At 62.5% G+C, this 17,906-nt stretch carries 20 protein-coding genes; 12 read left to right on the top strand and 8 right to left on the bottom strand.

Annotated elements, in window-relative coordinates:
• The first annotated feature begins 164 nt into the window (after positions 1-164).
• Positions 165-653: an RrF2 family transcriptional regulator gene (locus ACQ5BM_RS07375; RefSeq protein ID WP_429809659.1), complete on the top strand. Its 489-nt coding sequence runs from the start codon at positions 165-167 to the stop codon at positions 651-653.
• On the opposite strand, the gene ACQ5BM_RS07370 is transcribed toward ACQ5BM_RS07375, so the two are convergent.
• The 4 genes from ACQ5BM_RS07370 to ACQ5BM_RS07355 form a co-directional block, all read right to left on the bottom strand.
• Entirely contained in the window at positions 636-1,646 is a 1,011-nt protein-coding gene (locus ACQ5BM_RS07370) for a mechanosensitive ion channel family protein (protein WP_429809657.1), read from the bottom strand. The two genes, ACQ5BM_RS07375 and ACQ5BM_RS07370, sit on opposite strands and share 18 nt — an antisense overlap.
• Before the next feature lie 67 nt (positions 1,647-1,713).
• On the bottom strand, positions 1,714-2,121 hold the full coding sequence (locus tag ACQ5BM_RS07365; RefSeq protein ID WP_429809655.1) for a cupin domain-containing protein: 408 nt from the start codon (positions 2,119-2,121) through the stop codon (positions 1,714-1,716).
• A gap of 51 nt (positions 2,122-2,172) precedes the next feature.
• Complete coding sequence (locus tag ACQ5BM_RS07360; RefSeq protein ID WP_429809653.1) at positions 2,173-2,925, bottom strand: SDR family oxidoreductase; 753 nt, start codon at positions 2,923-2,925, stop codon at positions 2,173-2,175.
• Positions 2,926-2,984: 59 nt separating this feature from the next.
• Entirely contained in the window at positions 2,985-3,464 is a 480-nt protein-coding gene (locus tag ACQ5BM_RS07355; protein ID WP_429809651.1) for a carboxymuconolactone decarboxylase family protein, read from the bottom strand.
• A 131-nt stretch (positions 3,465-3,595) separates the two neighbouring features.
• Here ACQ5BM_RS07355 and ACQ5BM_RS07350 point away from each other — a divergent pair, with 131 nt between their 5' ends.
• Positions 3,596-4,501, top strand: a complete 906-nt coding sequence (locus ACQ5BM_RS07350; RefSeq protein ID WP_429809649.1) for a LysR family transcriptional regulator — start codon at positions 3,596-3,598, stop codon at positions 4,499-4,501.
• A 16-nt stretch (positions 4,502-4,517) separates the two neighbouring features.
• On the opposite strand, the gene ACQ5BM_RS07345 is transcribed toward ACQ5BM_RS07350, so the two are convergent.
• A complete protein-coding gene (locus ACQ5BM_RS07345; protein WP_429809647.1) occupies positions 4,518-5,003 on the bottom strand; it encodes an Lrp/AsnC family transcriptional regulator in 486 nt (161 codons plus the stop codon).
• Positions 5,004-5,133: 130 nt separating this feature from the next.
• Here ACQ5BM_RS07345 and ACQ5BM_RS07340 point away from each other — a divergent pair, with 130 nt between their 5' ends.
• Both ACQ5BM_RS07340 and ACQ5BM_RS07335 read left to right on the top strand, forming a co-directional pair.
• Positions 5,134-5,550, top strand: a complete 417-nt coding sequence (locus tag ACQ5BM_RS07340) for a DUF2000 domain-containing protein (protein WP_429809645.1) — start codon at positions 5,134-5,136, stop codon at positions 5,548-5,550.
• Between the two features lie 313 nt (positions 5,551-5,863).
• Positions 5,864-7,042 carry an MFS transporter gene (locus ACQ5BM_RS07335; protein ID WP_429809643.1) on the top strand — a complete coding sequence of 393 codons (1,179 nt, stop codon included), beginning with the start codon at positions 5,864-5,866 and terminating at the stop codon, positions 7,040-7,042.
• Positions 7,043-7,118: 76 nt separating this feature from the next.
• Here the strand turns inward: ACQ5BM_RS07335 and ycaC are convergent, their stop codons facing one another.
• Entirely contained in the window at positions 7,119-7,745 is a 627-nt protein-coding gene (gene ycaC / locus ACQ5BM_RS07330) for an isochorismate family cysteine hydrolase YcaC (protein ID WP_429809641.1), read from the bottom strand.
• A 145-nt stretch (positions 7,746-7,890) separates the two neighbouring features.
• Here ycaC and ACQ5BM_RS07325 point away from each other — a divergent pair, with 145 nt between their 5' ends.
• Together ACQ5BM_RS07325 and ACQ5BM_RS07320 are read left to right on the top strand one after the other, a co-directional pair.
• Positions 7,891-8,838, top strand: coding sequence for a LysR substrate-binding domain-containing protein (locus ACQ5BM_RS07325; RefSeq protein ID WP_429809639.1), 948 nt, complete (start codon positions 7,891-7,893; stop codon positions 8,836-8,838).
• Between the two features lie 214 nt (positions 8,839-9,052).
• On the top strand, positions 9,053-9,346 hold the full coding sequence (locus ACQ5BM_RS07320) for a hypothetical protein (RefSeq protein WP_429809638.1): 294 nt from the start codon (positions 9,053-9,055) through the stop codon (positions 9,344-9,346).
• Between the two features lie 113 nt (positions 9,347-9,459).
• Here the strand turns inward: ACQ5BM_RS07320 and ACQ5BM_RS07315 are convergent, their stop codons facing one another.
• Positions 9,460-10,158 (bottom strand): aspartate/glutamate racemase family protein, encoded by a 699-nt coding sequence (locus ACQ5BM_RS07315; RefSeq protein WP_429809636.1) that lies wholly within the window; start codon positions 10,156-10,158, stop codon positions 9,460-9,462.
• A 259-nt stretch (positions 10,159-10,417) separates the two neighbouring features.
• Between ACQ5BM_RS07315 and ACQ5BM_RS07310 the strand changes: the two genes are divergently transcribed.
• The 5 genes from ACQ5BM_RS07310 to ACQ5BM_RS07290 all read left to right on the top strand — a co-directional run bounded on the left by ACQ5BM_RS07310 (position 10,418) and on the right by ACQ5BM_RS07290 (position 15,631).
• Positions 10,418-11,947 (top strand): ABC transporter substrate-binding protein, encoded by a 1,530-nt coding sequence (locus ACQ5BM_RS07310; RefSeq protein ID WP_429809634.1) that lies wholly within the window; start codon positions 10,418-10,420, stop codon positions 11,945-11,947.
• A gap of 120 nt (positions 11,948-12,067) precedes the next feature.
• A complete protein-coding gene (locus ACQ5BM_RS07305) occupies positions 12,068-13,009 on the top strand; it encodes an ABC transporter permease (RefSeq protein ID WP_429809632.1) in 942 nt (313 codons plus the stop codon).
• Positions 13,009-13,878, top strand: a complete 870-nt coding sequence (locus ACQ5BM_RS07300) for an ABC transporter permease (RefSeq protein ID WP_334197776.1) — start codon at positions 13,009-13,011, stop codon at positions 13,876-13,878. The genes ACQ5BM_RS07305 and ACQ5BM_RS07300 overlap by 1 nt, the downstream gene beginning before the upstream one ends.
• Before the next feature lie 3 nt (positions 13,879-13,881).
• Positions 13,882-15,093: an amidohydrolase/deacetylase family metallohydrolase gene (locus ACQ5BM_RS07295; RefSeq protein WP_429809629.1), complete on the top strand. Its 1,212-nt coding sequence runs from the start codon at positions 13,882-13,884 to the stop codon at positions 15,091-15,093.
• A gap of 22 nt (positions 15,094-15,115) precedes the next feature.
• Positions 15,116-15,631, top strand: a complete 516-nt coding sequence (locus ACQ5BM_RS07290) for a RidA family protein (protein ID WP_429809627.1) — start codon at positions 15,116-15,118, stop codon at positions 15,629-15,631.
• 15 nt (positions 15,632-15,646) lie between these two features.
• Here the strand turns inward: ACQ5BM_RS07290 and ACQ5BM_RS07285 are convergent, their stop codons facing one another.
• Complete coding sequence (locus ACQ5BM_RS07285) at positions 15,647-16,384, bottom strand: IclR family transcriptional regulator (RefSeq protein WP_429809839.1); 738 nt, start codon at positions 16,382-16,384, stop codon at positions 15,647-15,649.
• Positions 16,385-16,655: 271 nt separating this feature from the next.
• Here ACQ5BM_RS07285 and ACQ5BM_RS07280 point away from each other — a divergent pair, with 271 nt between their 5' ends.
• Complete coding sequence (locus ACQ5BM_RS07280; RefSeq protein ID WP_429809625.1) at positions 16,656-17,855, top strand: aminotransferase class V-fold PLP-dependent enzyme; 1,200 nt, start codon at positions 16,656-16,658, stop codon at positions 17,853-17,855.
• Positions 17,856-17,906 lie beyond the last annotated feature (51 nt).

The raw sequence follows: 17,906 nt of genomic DNA, 5'->3' as shown, positions 1-17,906 counted from the left end.
ATCGTGCCGAAGAGGCAAGAATTCAACCCGTTTCCTGCCACCATTCCCGCCGCTTGACTGCGTTTGCTCGAAGCGCTGTTTACACGACGGGAAAATAGGGATATTTCTTGTCCTTAATAGGTGCGGATGGCATCGGCCGGACGAATGCATGATCGTTAGAACACATGATCCTTAAGAGCCAAGTCGAATGGGCGTTGCATTGCTGTGCGATCCTGGCGGGCCTGCCTGAGGGCCGCTATCTCTCGACCAAGGCGCTTGCCGAGTTCCACGGGCTCCCCAAGGAATATCTGTCGAAGGCGCTGCAAAGCCTCTCGCAAGCCGGCCTTGTCCATACCACCCTCGGTCCGTCGGGTGGATACCGGTTGGCAAAACCACCGGCCGAATTGACCTTTCTCGATATTGTCGAAGCGGTCGAAGGCAAGGCGCGAACCTTCGTCTGCACCAACATCAGGGCCAACAATCCCTGTCGCGCGCCCGGCTATTGCGAAAGCACGCCGTGCGCGGTGGCGCGCATCATGTGGGAAGCGGACGAAGCCTGGCGCGAGAAGCTCCGCAATGTGCGCTTGTCCGATCTGATCGAGATCCTGTCGAAGGAAATTCCCGCAGACCTCATGAAGCGTACATTCGGCTGGGTGCTAGAGCGCGCCGGCTGAACGGAGTTGGGTGCCTGTATCGGCAGGCAGGGCATAGAGATATGCCTGCGGCGGCAATGCAAGCGAAAGGCCGTCTTGGAGACATTGGTCATGGACGCGCGCGATCACCTCGTTGCGGGCAGGCGTCCTCTCTGCCGGGCTCGTGACGCGAAACTGCAGTTCAGCCTCGATCGCCACCGCGTCGATCGCCTTAAGGGCGACCACCGGCGGCGGCTCATGCACAATCCGGAGGCAGCCGCATAGCGCCGTCCGCAAGGCGGCTTCGACACGCGGCGGTGAATGACCTGCCGCAATACGGATCAGGAGCGAGATCTGATGCGTCTCGTCCGGGCGGCTGAGATTGGTAAGCCCAATCTTGGCCAGCGCGCTGTTGGGCAGGACAATGACGTTGTGGGCGCTGGTGAGCAGGAAAGTAGAACGCCAGTTGTTCTCGATGACACGCCCCTCGGTGCCGTCGCCAAGTGCAATCCAGTCGCCTATGGCAAAAGGCCGCCCCAAGGTCAGCGCGATGCCGGAAAATACGTCGCCAAGCGTGTTCTGAAGCGCCAGACCGAAGATGATGGCGACCACGCCAGACGTTGCGACGAGCGTGCCGATCGGCGCGTTGAAGACGAAGCCCAGAACCGACAGTGCAACACCGAGATAAACGACTGCGACGATGAGATCCTGCAGCAAGCGAGCCTCCCGGGGCCGCTTTTCCAGAACGATGTAGATACGGACGAAGCCGATCAGGGACCAAGCCAGGTGCGTCCACCATAGGACGCGCGCTGACGTCGCCAGCAGGGCGGCCGCGCCCTGGAGGTACTGATCGTCGTTTCGATGCGGCATGATGCCCGCAAAGAGGAGAACCGCCGTCATGACGCAGAAGAAGAGGATCTGGACGATCAGCCTGGCCGTGGGGCGGTCACGACCCTGCAGGTGCCAGACGACAACGCCGGTAACCCCGAGAAGATTGATCAGGACGAGCGGCAATGGCAGATTGTCGGCGAACATGATCGGCTCCAAAAGTTGCGCCCGAACGAAAGGCCGGCTGCGCGATCGGCACCCGGCCTTCCTTGCGTTACTTCGTCATCGGATGGGTCAGTTCCTTCTCGGCAGTATCGACGACGAAGACAGCAAGCAGCTTGGCCGGTTCGGTCTTGCTGCCGTTTTCACTGACGCCATGGCGATCGCCGGGCATCTCGGAGAAACTCTCACCAGCCTTGTACTCCTTGACCGGGCCGTCATTGACCTTGCTTCGGATCGTGCCTTCGAGCACCGTTGCGTAGATGAAAGCCGTGCTCGGATGGGTATGCGCCTCCGAGGAACCGCCCGGCCCATATTCCACCAGAACACCCTTGATGCTCTTGCCCGGAACGTTTGGCAGTTCGTGCTCGTAGACGAGCGTGACCTTGGAAGCGTCGCCGGCAGCGGCTGATCCAAACAATGCGGCCGTGACCGCAAGAGCGGAAATGAGTGACTTGATCATGTCGGAAATCCTTTCGGGGGTCTGGTGGTATGCGCCAAGCACACGGTGTTTTCACTTGCGAGCGGAGGTGGCGAACCATTGCGCGAAGGTGATGCGGCCGAGCCGAGGGTTGTTGTCGGAGACGAGCGAACGGTCCTCCAGAAGAGCGCCGAAATAGCGCGCCCGACGATCCGGTTCGACCTTGCGGCTGTCGCCGCTGGCCTCGAGATAGCGGGCGACGAGATCGCTAAGACGCGAACGCTCCGGGCCGGCAATTTCAATCGTGCCGTTGGCAGGGGCCGCGAGCGCGATCTCGGTCATGACATCGGCGACATCATCCGAGGCGATCGGCTGCACATAGGCGGGGGACAGATGCACCGTGCCGCCGACGGTTCCCGACTGGGCGATGCCGCCCAGGAACTCCATGAACTGGGTCGAGTGCACGATCGTATAGGGGATGCTGCCAGCCTTGATCAGCCTCTCCTGGGCGAGCTTGCCGCGGAAATAGCCGCTTTCCTGCAACCGCTCGGTGCCCACGACCGAAAGCGCGACATGGTGTTTGACGCCCGCCGCTTTTTCGGCCGCAAGCAGGTTGCGGCCGGAGGTCTCGAAGAACGCGAGCACCGCCTCGTCCTCGAAAGAGGGCGAATTGGCGAGATCGACGACGACGTCGCAGCCGGCAAGCGCCTCAGCGAGCCCTTCGCCCGTAATCGTGTTCACGCCGGTATTCGGGGAGGCGGCGATCACCTCGTGGCCCTGCTTTCGCAGACGCTCGACCGTCTTGGAGCCGATAAGGCCCGTCCCGCCGATGATGACGATTTTCATGGAATCCTCCAATCGCTACGGCGCACGCGCCGCCTTGCCCGATCACTCTGGAACAGGGGTTAGTTCAGTCCGGCCTTGTCGAGACCATAGAGTTTGTCGGCCGAACCAGGCACGTTCTTGAAGGCGACGCTGACACGGTTCCACGCATTGATGATCGAGATTGCGAACGTCAGGTCAGAGATTTCCTTCTCCGAAAGCTGGCCGCGTACCCGCTCGTAAAGTTCGTCCGGAATGCCGCCTTCGGGCAATTTCGTCACCGCCTCGGTCCAGGCCAGCGCTGCGCGTTCGCGCGGGATGAAGAGGTTCGATTCACGCCAGATCGCGACGTGGTAGAGGCGCAATTCGCTCTCGCCGTGGATCTTCGCTTCCTTCACATGCATGTCGAGGCAGAAGGCGCAGCCGTTGATCTGCGAGGCCCGGATGTTCACGAGATCGCGGATCTTCTGCTCGATGACGCTGTCCTTCAGGCTGAAGCTGAGGTCGGAGAGCTTCTTCACGAACTCGGGGGAATGCTGTGCGTAGTTCAGGCGCTGTGTCATGGCTTCTTGCTCCGTTATTAAGGACAAAAAATATCCTTATGGATACACAATATCCTTAATATCTGGACAGTAAAGCGCATTGGGCATACACTCGCCGCATAAGCCTTATGCCGAAACGTTTGGGGGCCTGAATGGACATCGTCTCTGCGCTGAGGGCCTTCCTGCGGGTTGCGGAAACGGGCTCGTTCTCTGCAGCAGCGCTCGACCTCAAGCTGACGCAGCCGGCCGTGTCGCGGCAGGTATCGGCGCTGGAAGAACATCTGAACACGCGCCTTCTGCATCGAACGACGAGCGCGCTGGCGCTCACCGCCGAGGGCGAACATATGATTCCGATGGCGCTGAGAGTGGTCGAAGCGGTCGACGCACTCAACGAGGCGTCCTGCGCCGAGACCGCCATGGTGTCCGGACGCGTACGGCTCACCCTGCCTGCACCGCTCGGCCTCTATGTCAGCGACCGCCTCGCTGCCTTCCTCGAGCGGCATCCGGGCCTGTCGGTCGAATTGATCTTGCGCGAAGAACCGTCTGATCTTGTCGGCGAAGGGATCGATCTCGAAGTGCGCCTCGGCCCTGTGTCAGACAGCAGCCTGATGTGCCGGCGCATCGGCTGGACGACCGCCTTCCTCGTCGCAGCACCCGGCTATCTCGACGGAAGAAGCGCACCGAAAACACCGGACGAGATCGGCGGCCACGCATGTATCTGTTATAGCCGCGCCGGAGACGGGCGCTCCTGGACTTTTTCCGATGGATCCGACGACATCTTCGTGCGCATCGCGCCGCGTCTCGTCGCCAACAACGCCGTGGCCGTGCATCGGGCGGTATTGGCAGGGGGCGGACTTGCGGTTCTTTCACATATTCTCGCCTGCCCTGACATCGAAGCCGGCAGGCTGGTGAACATCATGCCGGACTTTCCGCCGGCGCGCCTGCCGATCAGCGTCGTCTATCCGTCACGCCGGAACATGCCGCTGAGGGTGCGGACGGTTCTCGACTTCCTCGTGCAGGTCGTCCGGGAGGACCCCTTGATGGCGTCCGCCTCCTAACCACGAAATGCTTCGCTCAGCGGTGGCCGGTCGTCGCGCGCAAAGGGAGACCGCTGAAGGCCTTGATTTCCTTCAGAACGAAGGTCGTCTGCATTTCCTTGATGCAGGGCAGTCGCCGCACGACCTTCATGGCGAAGTCCGAGTAGGAATCGAGGTCGGATGAAACGACCTGGAGAAGAAAGTCCGCATCGCCGGCAATGCTGTAGCAGGCGACGACACTGTCGAGCTTCATCACTTCGTCGGCAAAGGCATCGGCTTCCGCCTCCGTGTGGCTGTCGATCTTCACCCGGATGAAGGCAAGCACCCCCAAGCCGATTTCCCTCCGGTTCAGGACGGCCATGTAGCCCTGAATGACACCATCGTCCTCAAGCTGGCGCACGCGCCGCCAGCACGGCGAGGTCGACATGCCGACTTCCTCCGAAAGCGCCTGGTTGCTCAGGCGCCCGTCATTTTGCAGGGCGGTCAATATCTTCACGTCCGCGGGCGTCAAAGTCGCTGGCATATTGCACCTCGAAGCTCATTGATTTGGGTAGAACCTACCTCGCTTGAACAATTCTCCGCAACATTCGAAAGAACCTACCTCGAAGCTCGGTCTATTCTCCCGATCAAGAAACAGGAAGGAATAGACCACCGTGCTTCAGGACATCCGCCTCGCCATCGTCGTCAATCCGGAACTGCCACCGGGCCACCTCGCCAACACCATCGCGGCGATTTCCATCGGCATTGGCTCGGCGATGCCCGACCTTGGCAACCAGAGACTGACGGACAGCAGGCAGAATACGATCGATATCAGTTCCAACCGCCCCGTTCCGGTTCTCCAGGCCGACAGCCGCACGATCGGCGCACTGCTTCTAAAGGCGCTGCCGAAACAGGAGGATCGCATCGTCGTGCCGTTTCCGGCCTTCGCGCGCTCGCTGCACAGCTATGCAGATTATAAAGCCCAGTTCCCGGAACGAGACCTCGCAGAGGAAACGATCGACGGCATCGGCCTCGCCGGCACGGCCAAATGGGTGAAGTCGCTGACGGGATCCCTGAAGCTGCTCAGGTAGTGCACGCCGGAGGCAAGGGCGGCGCCCCTTCGCAGGGACGCCGCCCATGCCTATGTATATTTTTTTCATATCAGCCCGGCATCACACGGGAAAGTGGCGACACATTCGCAACACCCACCCGCCATTCGCTCTGGAATTGCCGCGTTTTCGCCAGAGAAGCTCTTTCCAAGCTTGACGGCATCTGTCGTGCACGACAAGCTCTGAAAACGATTTTCAGAATATCAGAATTGCTTCATGGACCGCATCGGCTCGACGGCGCCGCCGCTGCCGAGGTCGGAGCGCGCGATACGATAACTATTGGGGAACAATGCGCATGACCAACCAACGGCTCATCATGCTGATCTTCTTCCTTCAGCCGATTGCCTTCGGCGCCTGGCTGCCGCGCATACCCGATGTACAGCAGCGCCTTGGTCTCGGACCGGCGGAGCTCGCCGTTGCCCTCCTCGGCATGCCGGTGGGCATCCTGCTTACCCTGCCCTTTGCCGGGCGTTTCGTCGCCTGGATCGGCGGCCGCGCCACCATCCTTTATGGTTTCGTGGTCTTTTTGGCACTTGTCTGGCTGCCGACATGGGCCTCAAGCATCGAAGGGCTCTTCGTGACACTCGCCATCGTCGGCGTGGCGTTGGCAACGCTTGAGCTTGGCCTCAACGTCGAGGCCGACGCGATCGAAAAGCACTCCGGGCAGTTGATCATGAGCACGTGCCACGGGTTCTGGAGCCTTGGCATCATGACCGGCAGCCTGATCGGTGTCGGCTTCGCCGCGCTCCGTGTCGCGCCGGAATGGGCAGTGCCACTGGCGGCGGCGTTCATGCTGCCGATCAGTGTCTTCTTTGCCAGCAAGCTGCCGCGCCTCCAGACCGGCGAGGCCGCGTCTGCGGAGGCGGCGCCATCCAGCCGACGGTTGCCGAGCCTTGCACTGCTTGGCGTCTGCTTCTTCGTCTTCGGCATCACCATGACCGAGGGCGCCGTGGCCGACTGGTCGGCCGTCTTCCTTCGCGACGTCTACGGGCTCTCCGGCGCCAGCGCCGGCTTCGGCTATTCGATCTTCGCCTTCATGGTGGCAGCCGGCCGCTTCGCCGGCGACCGGCTGAAGGCGAGCTATGGACCGGTTGCCGTCGCGCGCGCCTGCGGCATCGCCAGCGTTACCGGGCTGGTTCTGGTGGTCATCAGCCCTGCCGCCTGGGCCGCGCTTGCCGGTTTTGCCGCCATGGGCTTCGGTGTTTCGGTCGGTTTCCCGCTCGCTGTCACCGCGGCAGCCGACCAGAAGGACCGGCCAGCCGCCGCCAGCGTCGCCATCCTGTCATTCATCGCACTTCTGGGCTTCCTGCTCGGACCGCCGCTGATCGGCCTCGTCGCCGAACACAGCGACATGCGCTTCGGCCTTGGCGTGCTCGTGCCCTTCCTCGTCACCAGCCTGCTTTTGACCGGCCGGTTGAAGCCCGCCACGCGCGTCACCGCGCAGGATGTTCAACGGGCCGCCAGCCGCGCGTAACCGCCACCGCGATATGCCATGCGAAAAGCCCCGTCCGTGATCGGCCGGGGCTTTCGTCGCTCACCGGCAGCGTGCCTTACTTGCGCGCCGCCATGGTGGTGTAGCTGGTGATGAGGTTGCGGTAATCGGGGATGTGGTTGGAAAACAGCGTACCGAGACCCTCGATGTCGTTGCGCCAGTCGCGGTGCAGTTCGCAGGCGACGCCGAACCAGGTCATCAGTTGAACGCCGGCGGCGGTCATGCGCGACCAGGCAGAATCGCGGGTCACCTCGTTGAACGTGCCGGAGGCGTCGGTGACGACGAAGACCTCGAAGTCTTCTTCGATCGCCGAAAGCGCCGGAAACGCCACACAGACCTCGGTCACCACGCCGGCAATCAGCAACTGCTTCTTGCCGGTGGCCTTCACCGCCTTGACGAAGTCCGCGTTGTCCCAGGCATTGATCTGACCCGGACGGGGAATGAAGGGCGCGTCGGGAAACAGTTCCTTCAGTTCCGGCACCAGCGGGCCGTTCGGGCCGTCTTCGAAGCTGGTGGTCAGAACCGTCGGCAGCTTGAAATATTTGGCGAGATCGCCGAGCGCCAGGACATTGTTCTTGAACTTGTCCGGATCGAAGTCGCGCACCAACGACAGGAGACCGGTCTGATGGTCGACGAGCAGGACGGCAACATCATCCTTGTTGAGGCGTACGTAGGGCTTGGTCATCGGAAGTCCTTTCCTTCGCTTGGTTCCATCACCGCCGGCGGTGCGTTCATCGCTGCCTGATCCGCTGTGATTGGATGTAGGCTACTTCAGCACCGTCAAGGCAAAAAGATTGTGAATTTCGACGCAGCGTTCTATTTGTAGAACGATGCAAGACCTGAACGACCTCTATTATTTCGTGCAAGTCGTGGAGCATGCCGGCTTTGCGGCAGCGGCACGGGCGACCGGAACACAAAAGTCCCGACTGAGCCGGCGGATTGCGACGCTTGAAGACCGGCTCGGCGTTCGGTTGATCCAGCGCTCGCCGCGGCGGTTCTTTGTCACCGATGTCGGCCGCGAGTACTACCAGCGCTGCGTCGCCGTGTTGATCGAGGCCGAAGCCGCCGATGCCTTCATTGCGCAGCACCAAGGAGAGCCGCAGGGCACCATCCGGGTGAGCTGTCCGACGGCGCTGATCTCCTTCCAATTCGGCCGGCTCTTCGCCCGGTTCATGACCGCCCATCCGAAAATCAGCCTGCAGCTCGAAAGCACCAACCGCCGCGTGGACGTGATCGCCGAGGGCTTCGACGTCTCCATCCGGGTGCGGTTTCCGCCGCTGGAAAGAAGCGAGCTCGTCATGCGCAAGCTCGACGACAGTTCGCAATATCTCGTCGCCAAGCCAGGCTTCCTCAAAGAGCCGATCCGGGCGCCCGAGCAACTGGCGGGACTCGCCAGCCTTGCCTGGACATCCGCCACTCACAGCTATGAATGGCGGCTGGAAAGTTCCTCGGGAGAGCAGGCGGTCGTCCGGCATGAGCCACGCTTCCTGACCGACGATATGGCAGCGTTGCGCGAGGCCGCACTCGACGGCGCCGGCATCGTGCAATTGCCGACGATGATGATCTGGAAGGACCTGGTGGCCGGAACCCTTGTGCCGGTGCTGCCGCAATGGCGGCCTGCGTCAGGCATCGTTCACGCCGTCTTTCCCTCGAGGCGCGGGCTTTTGCCGTCGGTTCGCACCTTCATCGACTTTCTCGCCCAGGAATGCGCCGCCGACCGCCTGACGATCGACGAGAGCCTGGCATGGCCGGCGAAGATTACCCATATGGGTGGTTGAGGCGCCTGGGAGACACCTCTTTTGCCACAGGTCGCGACCCATGCGCAGGGCGCATAGTAGCCATTCCTTGCATACCGCGCCGCTATTCACGATCTTAATGAGGAAGCCGCGTTCGACGCCGGCTCCCATCAGCGATCCATCACAGTCGTAGACTTTTCCCCCGGCCCTGCGGCCGGCGCGGCCAATTCCGGCTTCAACAACAGGGAAGGTAATCATGCAGACATCTGCCAAGACGCTTGACGCCAAGACACTGGACAAGATGACGCTTCACGAGCGCTCGGACATGATGGCGCTCGTCGCAGACGCACTCGAGGCGACGGCCGAAAAGGCCTACGAGATCGGCGATGATCGGTTCGCAGAGAATTCGATCAGCCTCGCCAACATCATCACCAGCTGTGCCGACGATCTGATCGCTGGCGACTTGCCGGCAGCCGAACTTCTGCTGCAGCAGGGCATCGCGTTGCTCAGCCTGTTTCAAGGCGAGCCCCGGGCATTCACCTTACACTAAAGGCTTGCCACCACGGCCGGCGATTCCGCCGGCCGTCAAAGCATTACGCGGCCAGCGCCCCTCCGTCAGCATCCCCTGCCCGACCCGGCAGCAGCCGATGGCGTCTCAGCCACTCACGCGCCTTCGAGCGCGAGATCCACGGCGGCGAGCGCATGGATCTCGGTCGTATCGAAGACCGGGACCGGGCTGTCTGCCTGCGAAATCAGAAGCATGATCTCCGTGCAGCCCATGATGATCGCTTCCGCGCCCGCAGCGACAAGTCGCGCGATGATGGCGCGGTAGGCGTCGCGCGAGCTGTCCTTGACGATGCCGGCAACGAGTTCGCGATAGATAATCTCGTGCACCTTGGCGCGGTCTTCCGCCTCCGGCACCAGCACTTCCAGACCGAACGCGTCTTTCAGGCGGCCCTTGTAGAAGTCTTGCTCCATGGTGAAGGCGGTGCCGAGCAGGCCAACCTTGCCGAGGCCTGCCGCCCTGATCTTCTCGGCGGTCGGGTCGGCAATATGAAGCAGCGGGATGGAGACGGCTGCCGAAACGTCGGCGGCCATCTTGTGCATGGTGTTGGTGCATATCATCAGGAAATCGGCGCCGCCTGCTTCCAGTCGGCGTGCGGCCGCGATCATTTCCTCCGTCAGCGCCGGCCAATTGCCATCGTGCTGAAGCCGCTCGATTTCACCGAAATCCATCGACCACATCAGCGACTTTGCCGAATGCACGCCGCCGAGCCGGTCGCGGACCGTCTCGTTGATGATGCGGTAATACTGGGCGGAGCTCTCCCAGCTCATCCCGCCGATTAGCCCAATGACCTTCACCTGGCGTCTCCTCTTTCCACCGACCTTCGAGCTAACAAATCGCTGGCGATAGCGAAAGCTCCTGCGCGCGGGAATTCCCTAGTGAAACAGGCATTTCCTCGCCCGAAACCGCGCCGGCCTCGCCGGTCTCCATCAAGCCTGGCGTTCGACAATGCCCGTAACACGACGGCCTCCGGTTGACATTTCCGACTTTGTGCCTTTTTATATTCCAAAATAAAGAACTTCATAACATAACTATGGAATAAGAGGAGGAGCAATCATGAAATCGACTAAACTTGCCTTGCTTGTCGGAACGGCGCTCATTGCATCGGCATCCTTCGCCTTTGCGCAGGAAAAAGGTGGCGTCATCAATGTGGCGACGGTGGGCGAACCACCGACGCTCGATCCGATGGCCTCGACCGCCGATCTTGTCGGCATCGTCTCACAGCACATCTTCGAGACGCTCTACACCTTCGACAAGGACTGGAAGCCGACGCCGCTTCTGGCCAGCGCGCTGCCGGAGATCAGCGCCGACGGCAAGACCTACACGATCAAGCTGCGCTCCGGCGTCAAGTTCCATGACGGCACCGACCTCGACAGCAAGGACGTCGTCGCCTCGCTCGAGCGCTGGACCAAGGTTGCCTCGCGCGGCAAGCAGACGGCAACGACGATCGCCGGTATCGAGGCGGTCGACCCGCTGACGGTGAAGATCTCGCTCAACACCCCTTACGCGCCGCTCGTCTCGCTGCTGGCCTTCAACAACTCCGCAGCGATCGTGCTTCCGTCGGAGAAGCAGGCCGAACCGATGACCGATTTCGTCGGCACCGGCCCCTATCAGCTCAAGGAGCGAAAGGCCGACCAGTATATCCAGCTCACCCGCTTTGACGCCTACAAATCGCCGGAAGGCGAGGCCAACGGCTATGGCGGCGCCCGCCACCAGTATGCCGACGAAATCCGCTTCGTGCCCGTTCCGGACCCGAATACCCGCGTCGAGGCCGCCGTTTCCGGCCAGTATGACTATGTCGACTCGCTGCCGGTCGAATCCTTCGAGCGGGTAAAGGGTTCGAGCGCCTCCGACCCTGTCATGCTGCAGCCTTTCGGCTGGCCGGTCTTCGTGCTGAACTCCGGTAACGGCATGACCAAGAATGTCGAACTGCGCAAGGCGATCCGCGCCTCGCTCAGCATGGAAGACATGATGGCGGCCGCCTTCGGCAGCACCGACTTCTATGCGCTCGACGCGGCCCTCTATCCGTCGCAATACGCCTGGCGGACCGATGCAGGCACCGAAGGCGCCTACAACATCGCCGATCCGGAGAAGGCTGGCGAACTGTTGAAAGCCTCCGGCTACAAGGGTGAGCCGCTGCGCATCCTGACCAGCCGCCAGTACGAGTTCCACTACAAGATGGCCCAGGTCGCGGCCGAGTATCTGAAGCTTGCCGGCTTCACGGTCGATCTGCAGGTGGTCGACTGGGCAACGCTCACCCAGCGCCGCGCCGACCCGACGCTATGGGACATCTACATCACTCACAGCCCCTTCCTGCCGGAACCGGCGCTGATCGGCATGATGTCGACCAAGGCACCCGGCAATTGGGATACCCCGGCGCGTGCCAAGGCGGTCGATGCCTTCAACGCCGAATCCGATCCAGCCAAGCGTGTGGCCCTTTGGGCTGACGTGCAGAAGGTGATCTACGAGGAAGTACCGTTCATCAAGATCGGCGACTTCAACGCGCTCTCGGCAAAGTCGAAGACACTGGAAGGCGTCTCGCCGGCGCCATGGCCATACTTCTGGAACGCTTCGATCAAGAAATAAGCTCCCACCTCCCAGGGATTTCGGCGGGCGCGCGGCCATTTGCTGACCGCCCGCCGGAAGGACGCGACGGTCTTCATCCGCTTCGGCGGTTGACGCGCACAGGAAAGTTTCGAGGCCACCATGTTACGCTACATTCTCCAGCGGCTGATGGGCATGATCGTCGTCATGGCGCTCGTCGTCACGATCGTCTTCGTCATCGTCCGCGTGACCCCGGGCGACCCGGCTGCGGTGATGCTCGGTCCGGAAGCGACCCAGGAAGACATCGCGGCATTGCGCACCCGGCTCGGCCTCGATCAGTCGCTCGGGCTGCAATATGTCTACTATATCGGGCAATTGCTTAAGGGCGATCTCGGCCAATCGATCTTCCTCAACCAGCCAGTCACCTCAGCCCTTGCCGAACGCGCCGAACCGACCTTCTTCCTGACATTGTTCTCGATCGTGATCGCCTGCGCCATCGCGCTACCGATCGGAATCTATGCCGCCTATAAGCGTGGTTCCCTCGTCGACCAGGCGGCAACGACGCTCGCAATGCTGGCCGCCAGCATACCGAGCTTCTGGCTCGGCCTGATCCTCATCCAGGTGCTTGCCGTCCGCTTCGGCTGGTTTCCGGTCTCCGGCTATGGCGGTCCCGGTTCCTCATTCACTGAGCGCATGTATCACCTGACCTTGCCGGCGATTGCACTCGGCGTCGTCTCCTCCGCACTGATCCTGCGCTTCACCCGCGCCTCGATGCTCGACGTACTCGGCGACGATTTCATCCGCACCGCCCGAGCCAAGGGGCTCGGCGAACGCAAGGTGGTGATGAAACACGCGCTCAAGAACGCGCTCATCCCGATCCTGACGATCATCGGCCTCACCGCCGCCGTGCTGATTTCCGGCGCGGTCGTCACGGAGACCGTGTTCGGCCTGCCCGGTGTGGGCAACCTCGTCGTCTCCGCCGTGCTTCGCCGCGACTATCCGGTGATCCAAGGCGCACTGCTCGTCATCGCCGCGCTTTACGTGCTGATCAATTTTGCGATCGACATGCTCTATCTCCTCGTTGATCCAAGGGTGCGCTACTGATGGCTATCACCGTATCCGTGCCCTCCGAGAGCGAGGGCCGCAAGTTCATCCGCCGGCTCCTGAAGCGCAAGACGGTTGCTCTCGGCCTGATCGTCCTCACCGTCTTCGTGCTGCTTGCCGCCTTCGCACCGCTGATTGCGCCCTATGCGCCCGGCAAGCTGTCGATCGTCAACCGGCTGACGCCGCCCGGCATGCAATGGTTCTTCGGCACCGACGAATTCGGCCGTGACGTCTTCTCCCGCACCATCTATGCGGGCCGGCTGTCGCTCTTTGTCGGCGCGGCGGTCGTCACGCTTGCGACCGTCATCGGCGTCGTGCTCGGACTGCTTGCCGGCTTCTTCCCGAAGCTCGACACGCCGATCGCCCGGGTCATCGACGCGATGATGGCCTTCCCGGACATCCTGCTTGCGATCGCGCTTGTCGCTGCCCTCGGGCCATCACTGACGACCGTGATCATCGCGCTCAGCATCGTCTATGCGCCGAGGCTCGCCCGCGTCGTGCGCGCTTCGACGCTGGTGATCCGCGAGTTGCCCTATGTCGAGGCGGCGCGCGCGCTCGGTATCTCGACGCCGCATATCATGACGCGGCACGTGCTGCGCAATCTTCTTTCACCGGTGCTCGTGCAAGGCACGTTCCTCTTTGCCCACGCCATGCTCGCCGAAGCCGGTCTCTCCTTCCTCGGCGTCGGCGTCAGCCCGGAAATTCCGACCTGGGGCACGATGATCGCCTCGGGTCGCCAATATATCGGCCAGGCCGATTGGGTGACGCTCTTCCCCGGCATCGCCATCGTGCTTTCGGTGCTGTCGCTGCAGATGGTCGGCGACGGCCTGCGCGACATGCTCGACCCCCGCCTCAGAAAGGACCTGTAAGTCATGACGAACGCAACTCCCAGCGCCGATCCCGTGCTGATCCGGCAGGTGAAGCCCGTCGCCTTCGGCATGGCGGCGCCGACTGAGACGATCGACATTCTCGTCGACGGCGAGGGCCGCATCGCGGCACTGGGCCCGAACATCGAAGCTCCCGGCGGAGCGCGCCGCGTTGAAGGCAAGGGAGCCTGGATCTCCCCCGGCTGGATCGACCTTCACGCCCATGTCTGGCATGGCGGCACCGACATCTCCGTGCGCCCGCAGCTCTGCGGCATGGAGCGCGGGGTCACCACTATCGTCGACGCGGGTTCGGCAGGCGAAGCCAATTTCCACGGCTTCCGCGAATATATCATCGAGCCGGCACGCGAGCGCATCAAGGCGTTCCTCAATCTCGGCTCGATCGGTCTCGTCGCCTGCAATCGCGTCAGCGAACTCTCCGACATCCGCTCGATCGACATCGACCGCATCATTGCCTGCTACCAGGAAAACCGCGAGCACATCGTCGGGCTGAAAGTCCGCGCCAGCCACGTCATCACCGGTTCCTGGGGCGTGACGCCGGTGAAGCTCGGCAAGAAGATCGCCAAGATTCTGAAGGTCCCGATGATGGTCCATGTCGGCGAGCCGCCGGCGCTCTATGACGAGGTGCTGGAGATCCTCGGTCCCGGCGACATCGTCACCCACTGCTTCAACGGCAAGGCAGGGTCGAGCATCATCGAGGACGAGGACCTGTTCGAACTTGCCGAGCGCTGCGCCGGCGAAGGCATCCGCCTCGACATCGGCCATGGCGGCGCCTCCTTCTCCTTCCGCGTCGCAGAAGTCGCGATCGCCCGCGGGCTCCTGCCCTTCTCGATCTCCACCGACGTGCATCTGCGCAGCATGAACCAGTCCGTCTGGGACCTCGGCACCACCATGTCGAAACTCCTCAGCGTCGGCATGCCCTTCGAGAAAGTGGTCGAGGCCGTAACCCACGCGCCGGCCTCGGTGATCCGCTTGCCGATGGACAATCTGCTCGCTGTCGGCGCTCGCGCCGAATTCACCCTCTTCGACCTCGTCGACTCCGAACTGCGGGTCTTCGATTCACTCGGCGCAGAGGCGCACCTCAATCGCCTCTTCGAACCGCGTTACGCAGTGATGGGCACCGATGTGGTCACGGCCACCCGCTATCAGCCGCAGCGCGTCGAATGCCCGGACCACAGCCATGGCTACGGCTACCGCTGAACCAAGGCCACCGAATACAGAAATGACAGGACATCGCGTGAACAGTCTGGATCAGAAGAAAGACGGCCCCGAAGCTGCCTCCCCGTATCAACGGCTTCGGGCCCTCGGCATCGACCTGCCACCGGCGCCGCCGCCGATCGCCAACTTCGTGACGCATGTGCGCGAGGGCAACATCCTCTACCTTTCGGGCCAGGGGCCACGCGAGGTCGACGGCCATCTGCATGCAGGCAAGGTGGGTGCGGATGTCGATATCGACAGCGCCTATGACCATGCGCGGCTGACCGGCATCAACCTGCTTGCCGTCATGCACGACGCGCTGGGCGATCTCGGACGGGTTAGGCGCATCGTCAAGATCCTCGGCATGGTCAACGCAGTACCGGACTTCGCCGAGCATCCGCGTGTCATCAACGGCTGCTCGGACCTGATGATCGACGTTTTTGGAGCGGCCGGCAGCCATGCGCGCTCGGCGGTGGGTTTCGGGTCTCTACCCGGCAACATCACCGTCGAGATCGAGGCGATCGTCGCTCTGCACGAGTGACGACGGGAGGTCGGATCAATGGCTGCGCCAGCCCATCATCTTCTCGATACGCTCCGCGGAAACCCTGACGTGATCGGCGTAAAACGCCCGATCGTCGAGGATCTTCTGCTCCGGCAGCACGATCGAGATCGTGGCGGCGCAATTGCCTTTGTCGTCGAGGATCGGCGCGGCGACGCAGGCGACCGCATAATCGGATTCACCCGCCTGGATCGACAGCCGCGCGGCAAGCGCGCTTTCGGCCTGGGCGGAAAGGGTCGCCGGGTCGATATCGGCGCGGCCGGTCGGCGATGTGCGGGCGCAGCGGCGGAAAAGCTCGAGCCGTTCATCGGCCGGCAGATGGCCGACGAGCAGCCGGCCGGAGGCCGTCCAGTTGAGCGGCACGCGCGTACCGACGCGCGACGTCACCTGGAAATGACCGGGACCGTCGGCCATGGCGAGCACCTGCATATAGTCGCCGTCGCGACCGCAAAGCTGGATCGTCTCGGAAACCACACGGCCGAGGTCGTGCATCTCGCGGGTGGCAACGCCGAGGAAATCGAGCGAGCGGGCATAGGCCAGGCCATAGTGATAGAGCCGGTCGCCAAGCCAGACGAGACCATCGGCATCGCGGCTGAGCAGGTTCTTTTCGACCATGTCGTCGACGATGACGTAAGCCGTCGACAGCGGCGCACCGACCGCCTTGGCGATGGCGTAGACGCCGCTCGGGGCGCCGGTCTCGTAAAGGAAATCCAGAACCTGCAAGGCACGGTCCATGCCGCTCACGCGCGAACGGCGCGGCTTGCCGGTCGTTTCAATGTCGTCGTTCGGCTCGGCGCCGGTCGTCGTCTTGTCCACTGCTCCACTCCCGCGCGGCTTGGATCTTATATCGACAGCGAAATGCGAGGCTGCAGCCATGCAGGTCCGCTCAAGACGGCTGGACCGTACGGCGAAACGCCTCACGCATACTTCATTACTATGGTAGATATTCCGCGAAAACGGAATAGTCTAGCCGCCTCGACGACAAGAAAATCACATGGAGACCACTATGCCTGACCGTGACATTCGCGAAGCTCTCGGCCTTCGTCCCGTTATCAACGTCTCCGGCACGATGACCAGCCTCGGGGCATCGATCGTGGTCCCGGAAGCGATTGCCGCAATGACAGGCATACTGCCGCAGTTTGTCGAGATCAACGATCTGCAGCGCAAGGTGAGCCCAGTCATCGCACGGCTAACGGGTGCCGAGGCCGGTTTTGTGACCGCTTCCTGCTCCGCGGGCATCAGCCTCGCCGTCGCCGGCACCATGACCGGCAACAATCTCGCGGCAATCGAGCGCCTGCCGGATACGACCGGCCTCAAGAACGAGGTCATCATCCAGATGGGCCACGTGGTGAGCTACGGCGCCCCCGTCGATCAGGCCATCCGCATCGCCGGCGCCAAACCGGTGCTCGTCGGCCAGGCGACCTCGGCCTATCGCTATCATATCGAAGGTGCGATCAACGAGCACACGGCCTGCGCCATCTATGTCGTCTCCCATCACGTCGTGCAGTACGGCCTCGTCGGTCTCAAGGAGTTTGCCGAGGTCTGCCATTCGAAGGGCGTCCCCGTCATCGTCGATGCTGCCTCTGAGTACGATCTGCGCATCTTCCTCGAACAGGGCGCCGACATCGTGCTCTATTCCGGCCACAAGTTCCTGGGCGGCCCGACCTCGGGCATCGTCGCCGGCAGAAAGGAGCTGGTGCGCAACACCTTCCTGCAGAACCTCGGCATCGGCCGCGGCATGAAGGTCGGCAAGGAAAGCATGCTCGGCGTGATGGCGGCACTCGAAGCCTGGGAGAGGCGCGACCATGCCGGCATCCGCGAACGCGAAACCGGTTACCTGAACCTCTGGTACGAGACGCTGAGCGGTCGTCCCGGCATCAAGCCGGTAATCGAGGCCGATCCGACCAACAACCCACTCGACCGTCTGCGCGTCGCCATCGATCCGCAGGAGGCCCACATCACCGCCTGGGATCTCGCCGATGCGCTCGCGCGCGGCGCGCCACCGATCATCGTGCGCGACCACGAGGTCGAACATAATTACTTCTACCTGGACCCCTGCAACCTGCATCCCGGTCAGGAGAAGATCGTCGCAAGCCGCCTTGCCGACGAACTCGACAAGGCGAGAGCATCGAACGAGATCATTGCCACCTCGCTCAGCGAGCGCAACGCCCGCCGCTTCGCCGGCCTGCTGCGCTGGCCCGACTGATCTCAGCATCCGAAAGCGACGAGACGCACAATACCAGGCGGAGGAGCCGAT

The sequence above is a fragment of the Ensifer sp. B1-9 genome, from assembly GCF_050474445.1.
Taxonomy (GTDB): Bacteria; Pseudomonadota; Alphaproteobacteria; order Rhizobiales; family Rhizobiaceae; genus Ensifer.
Note: the sequence above shows the minus strand (reverse complement) of the source record. Positions and strands in the feature narration are given on the sequence as shown.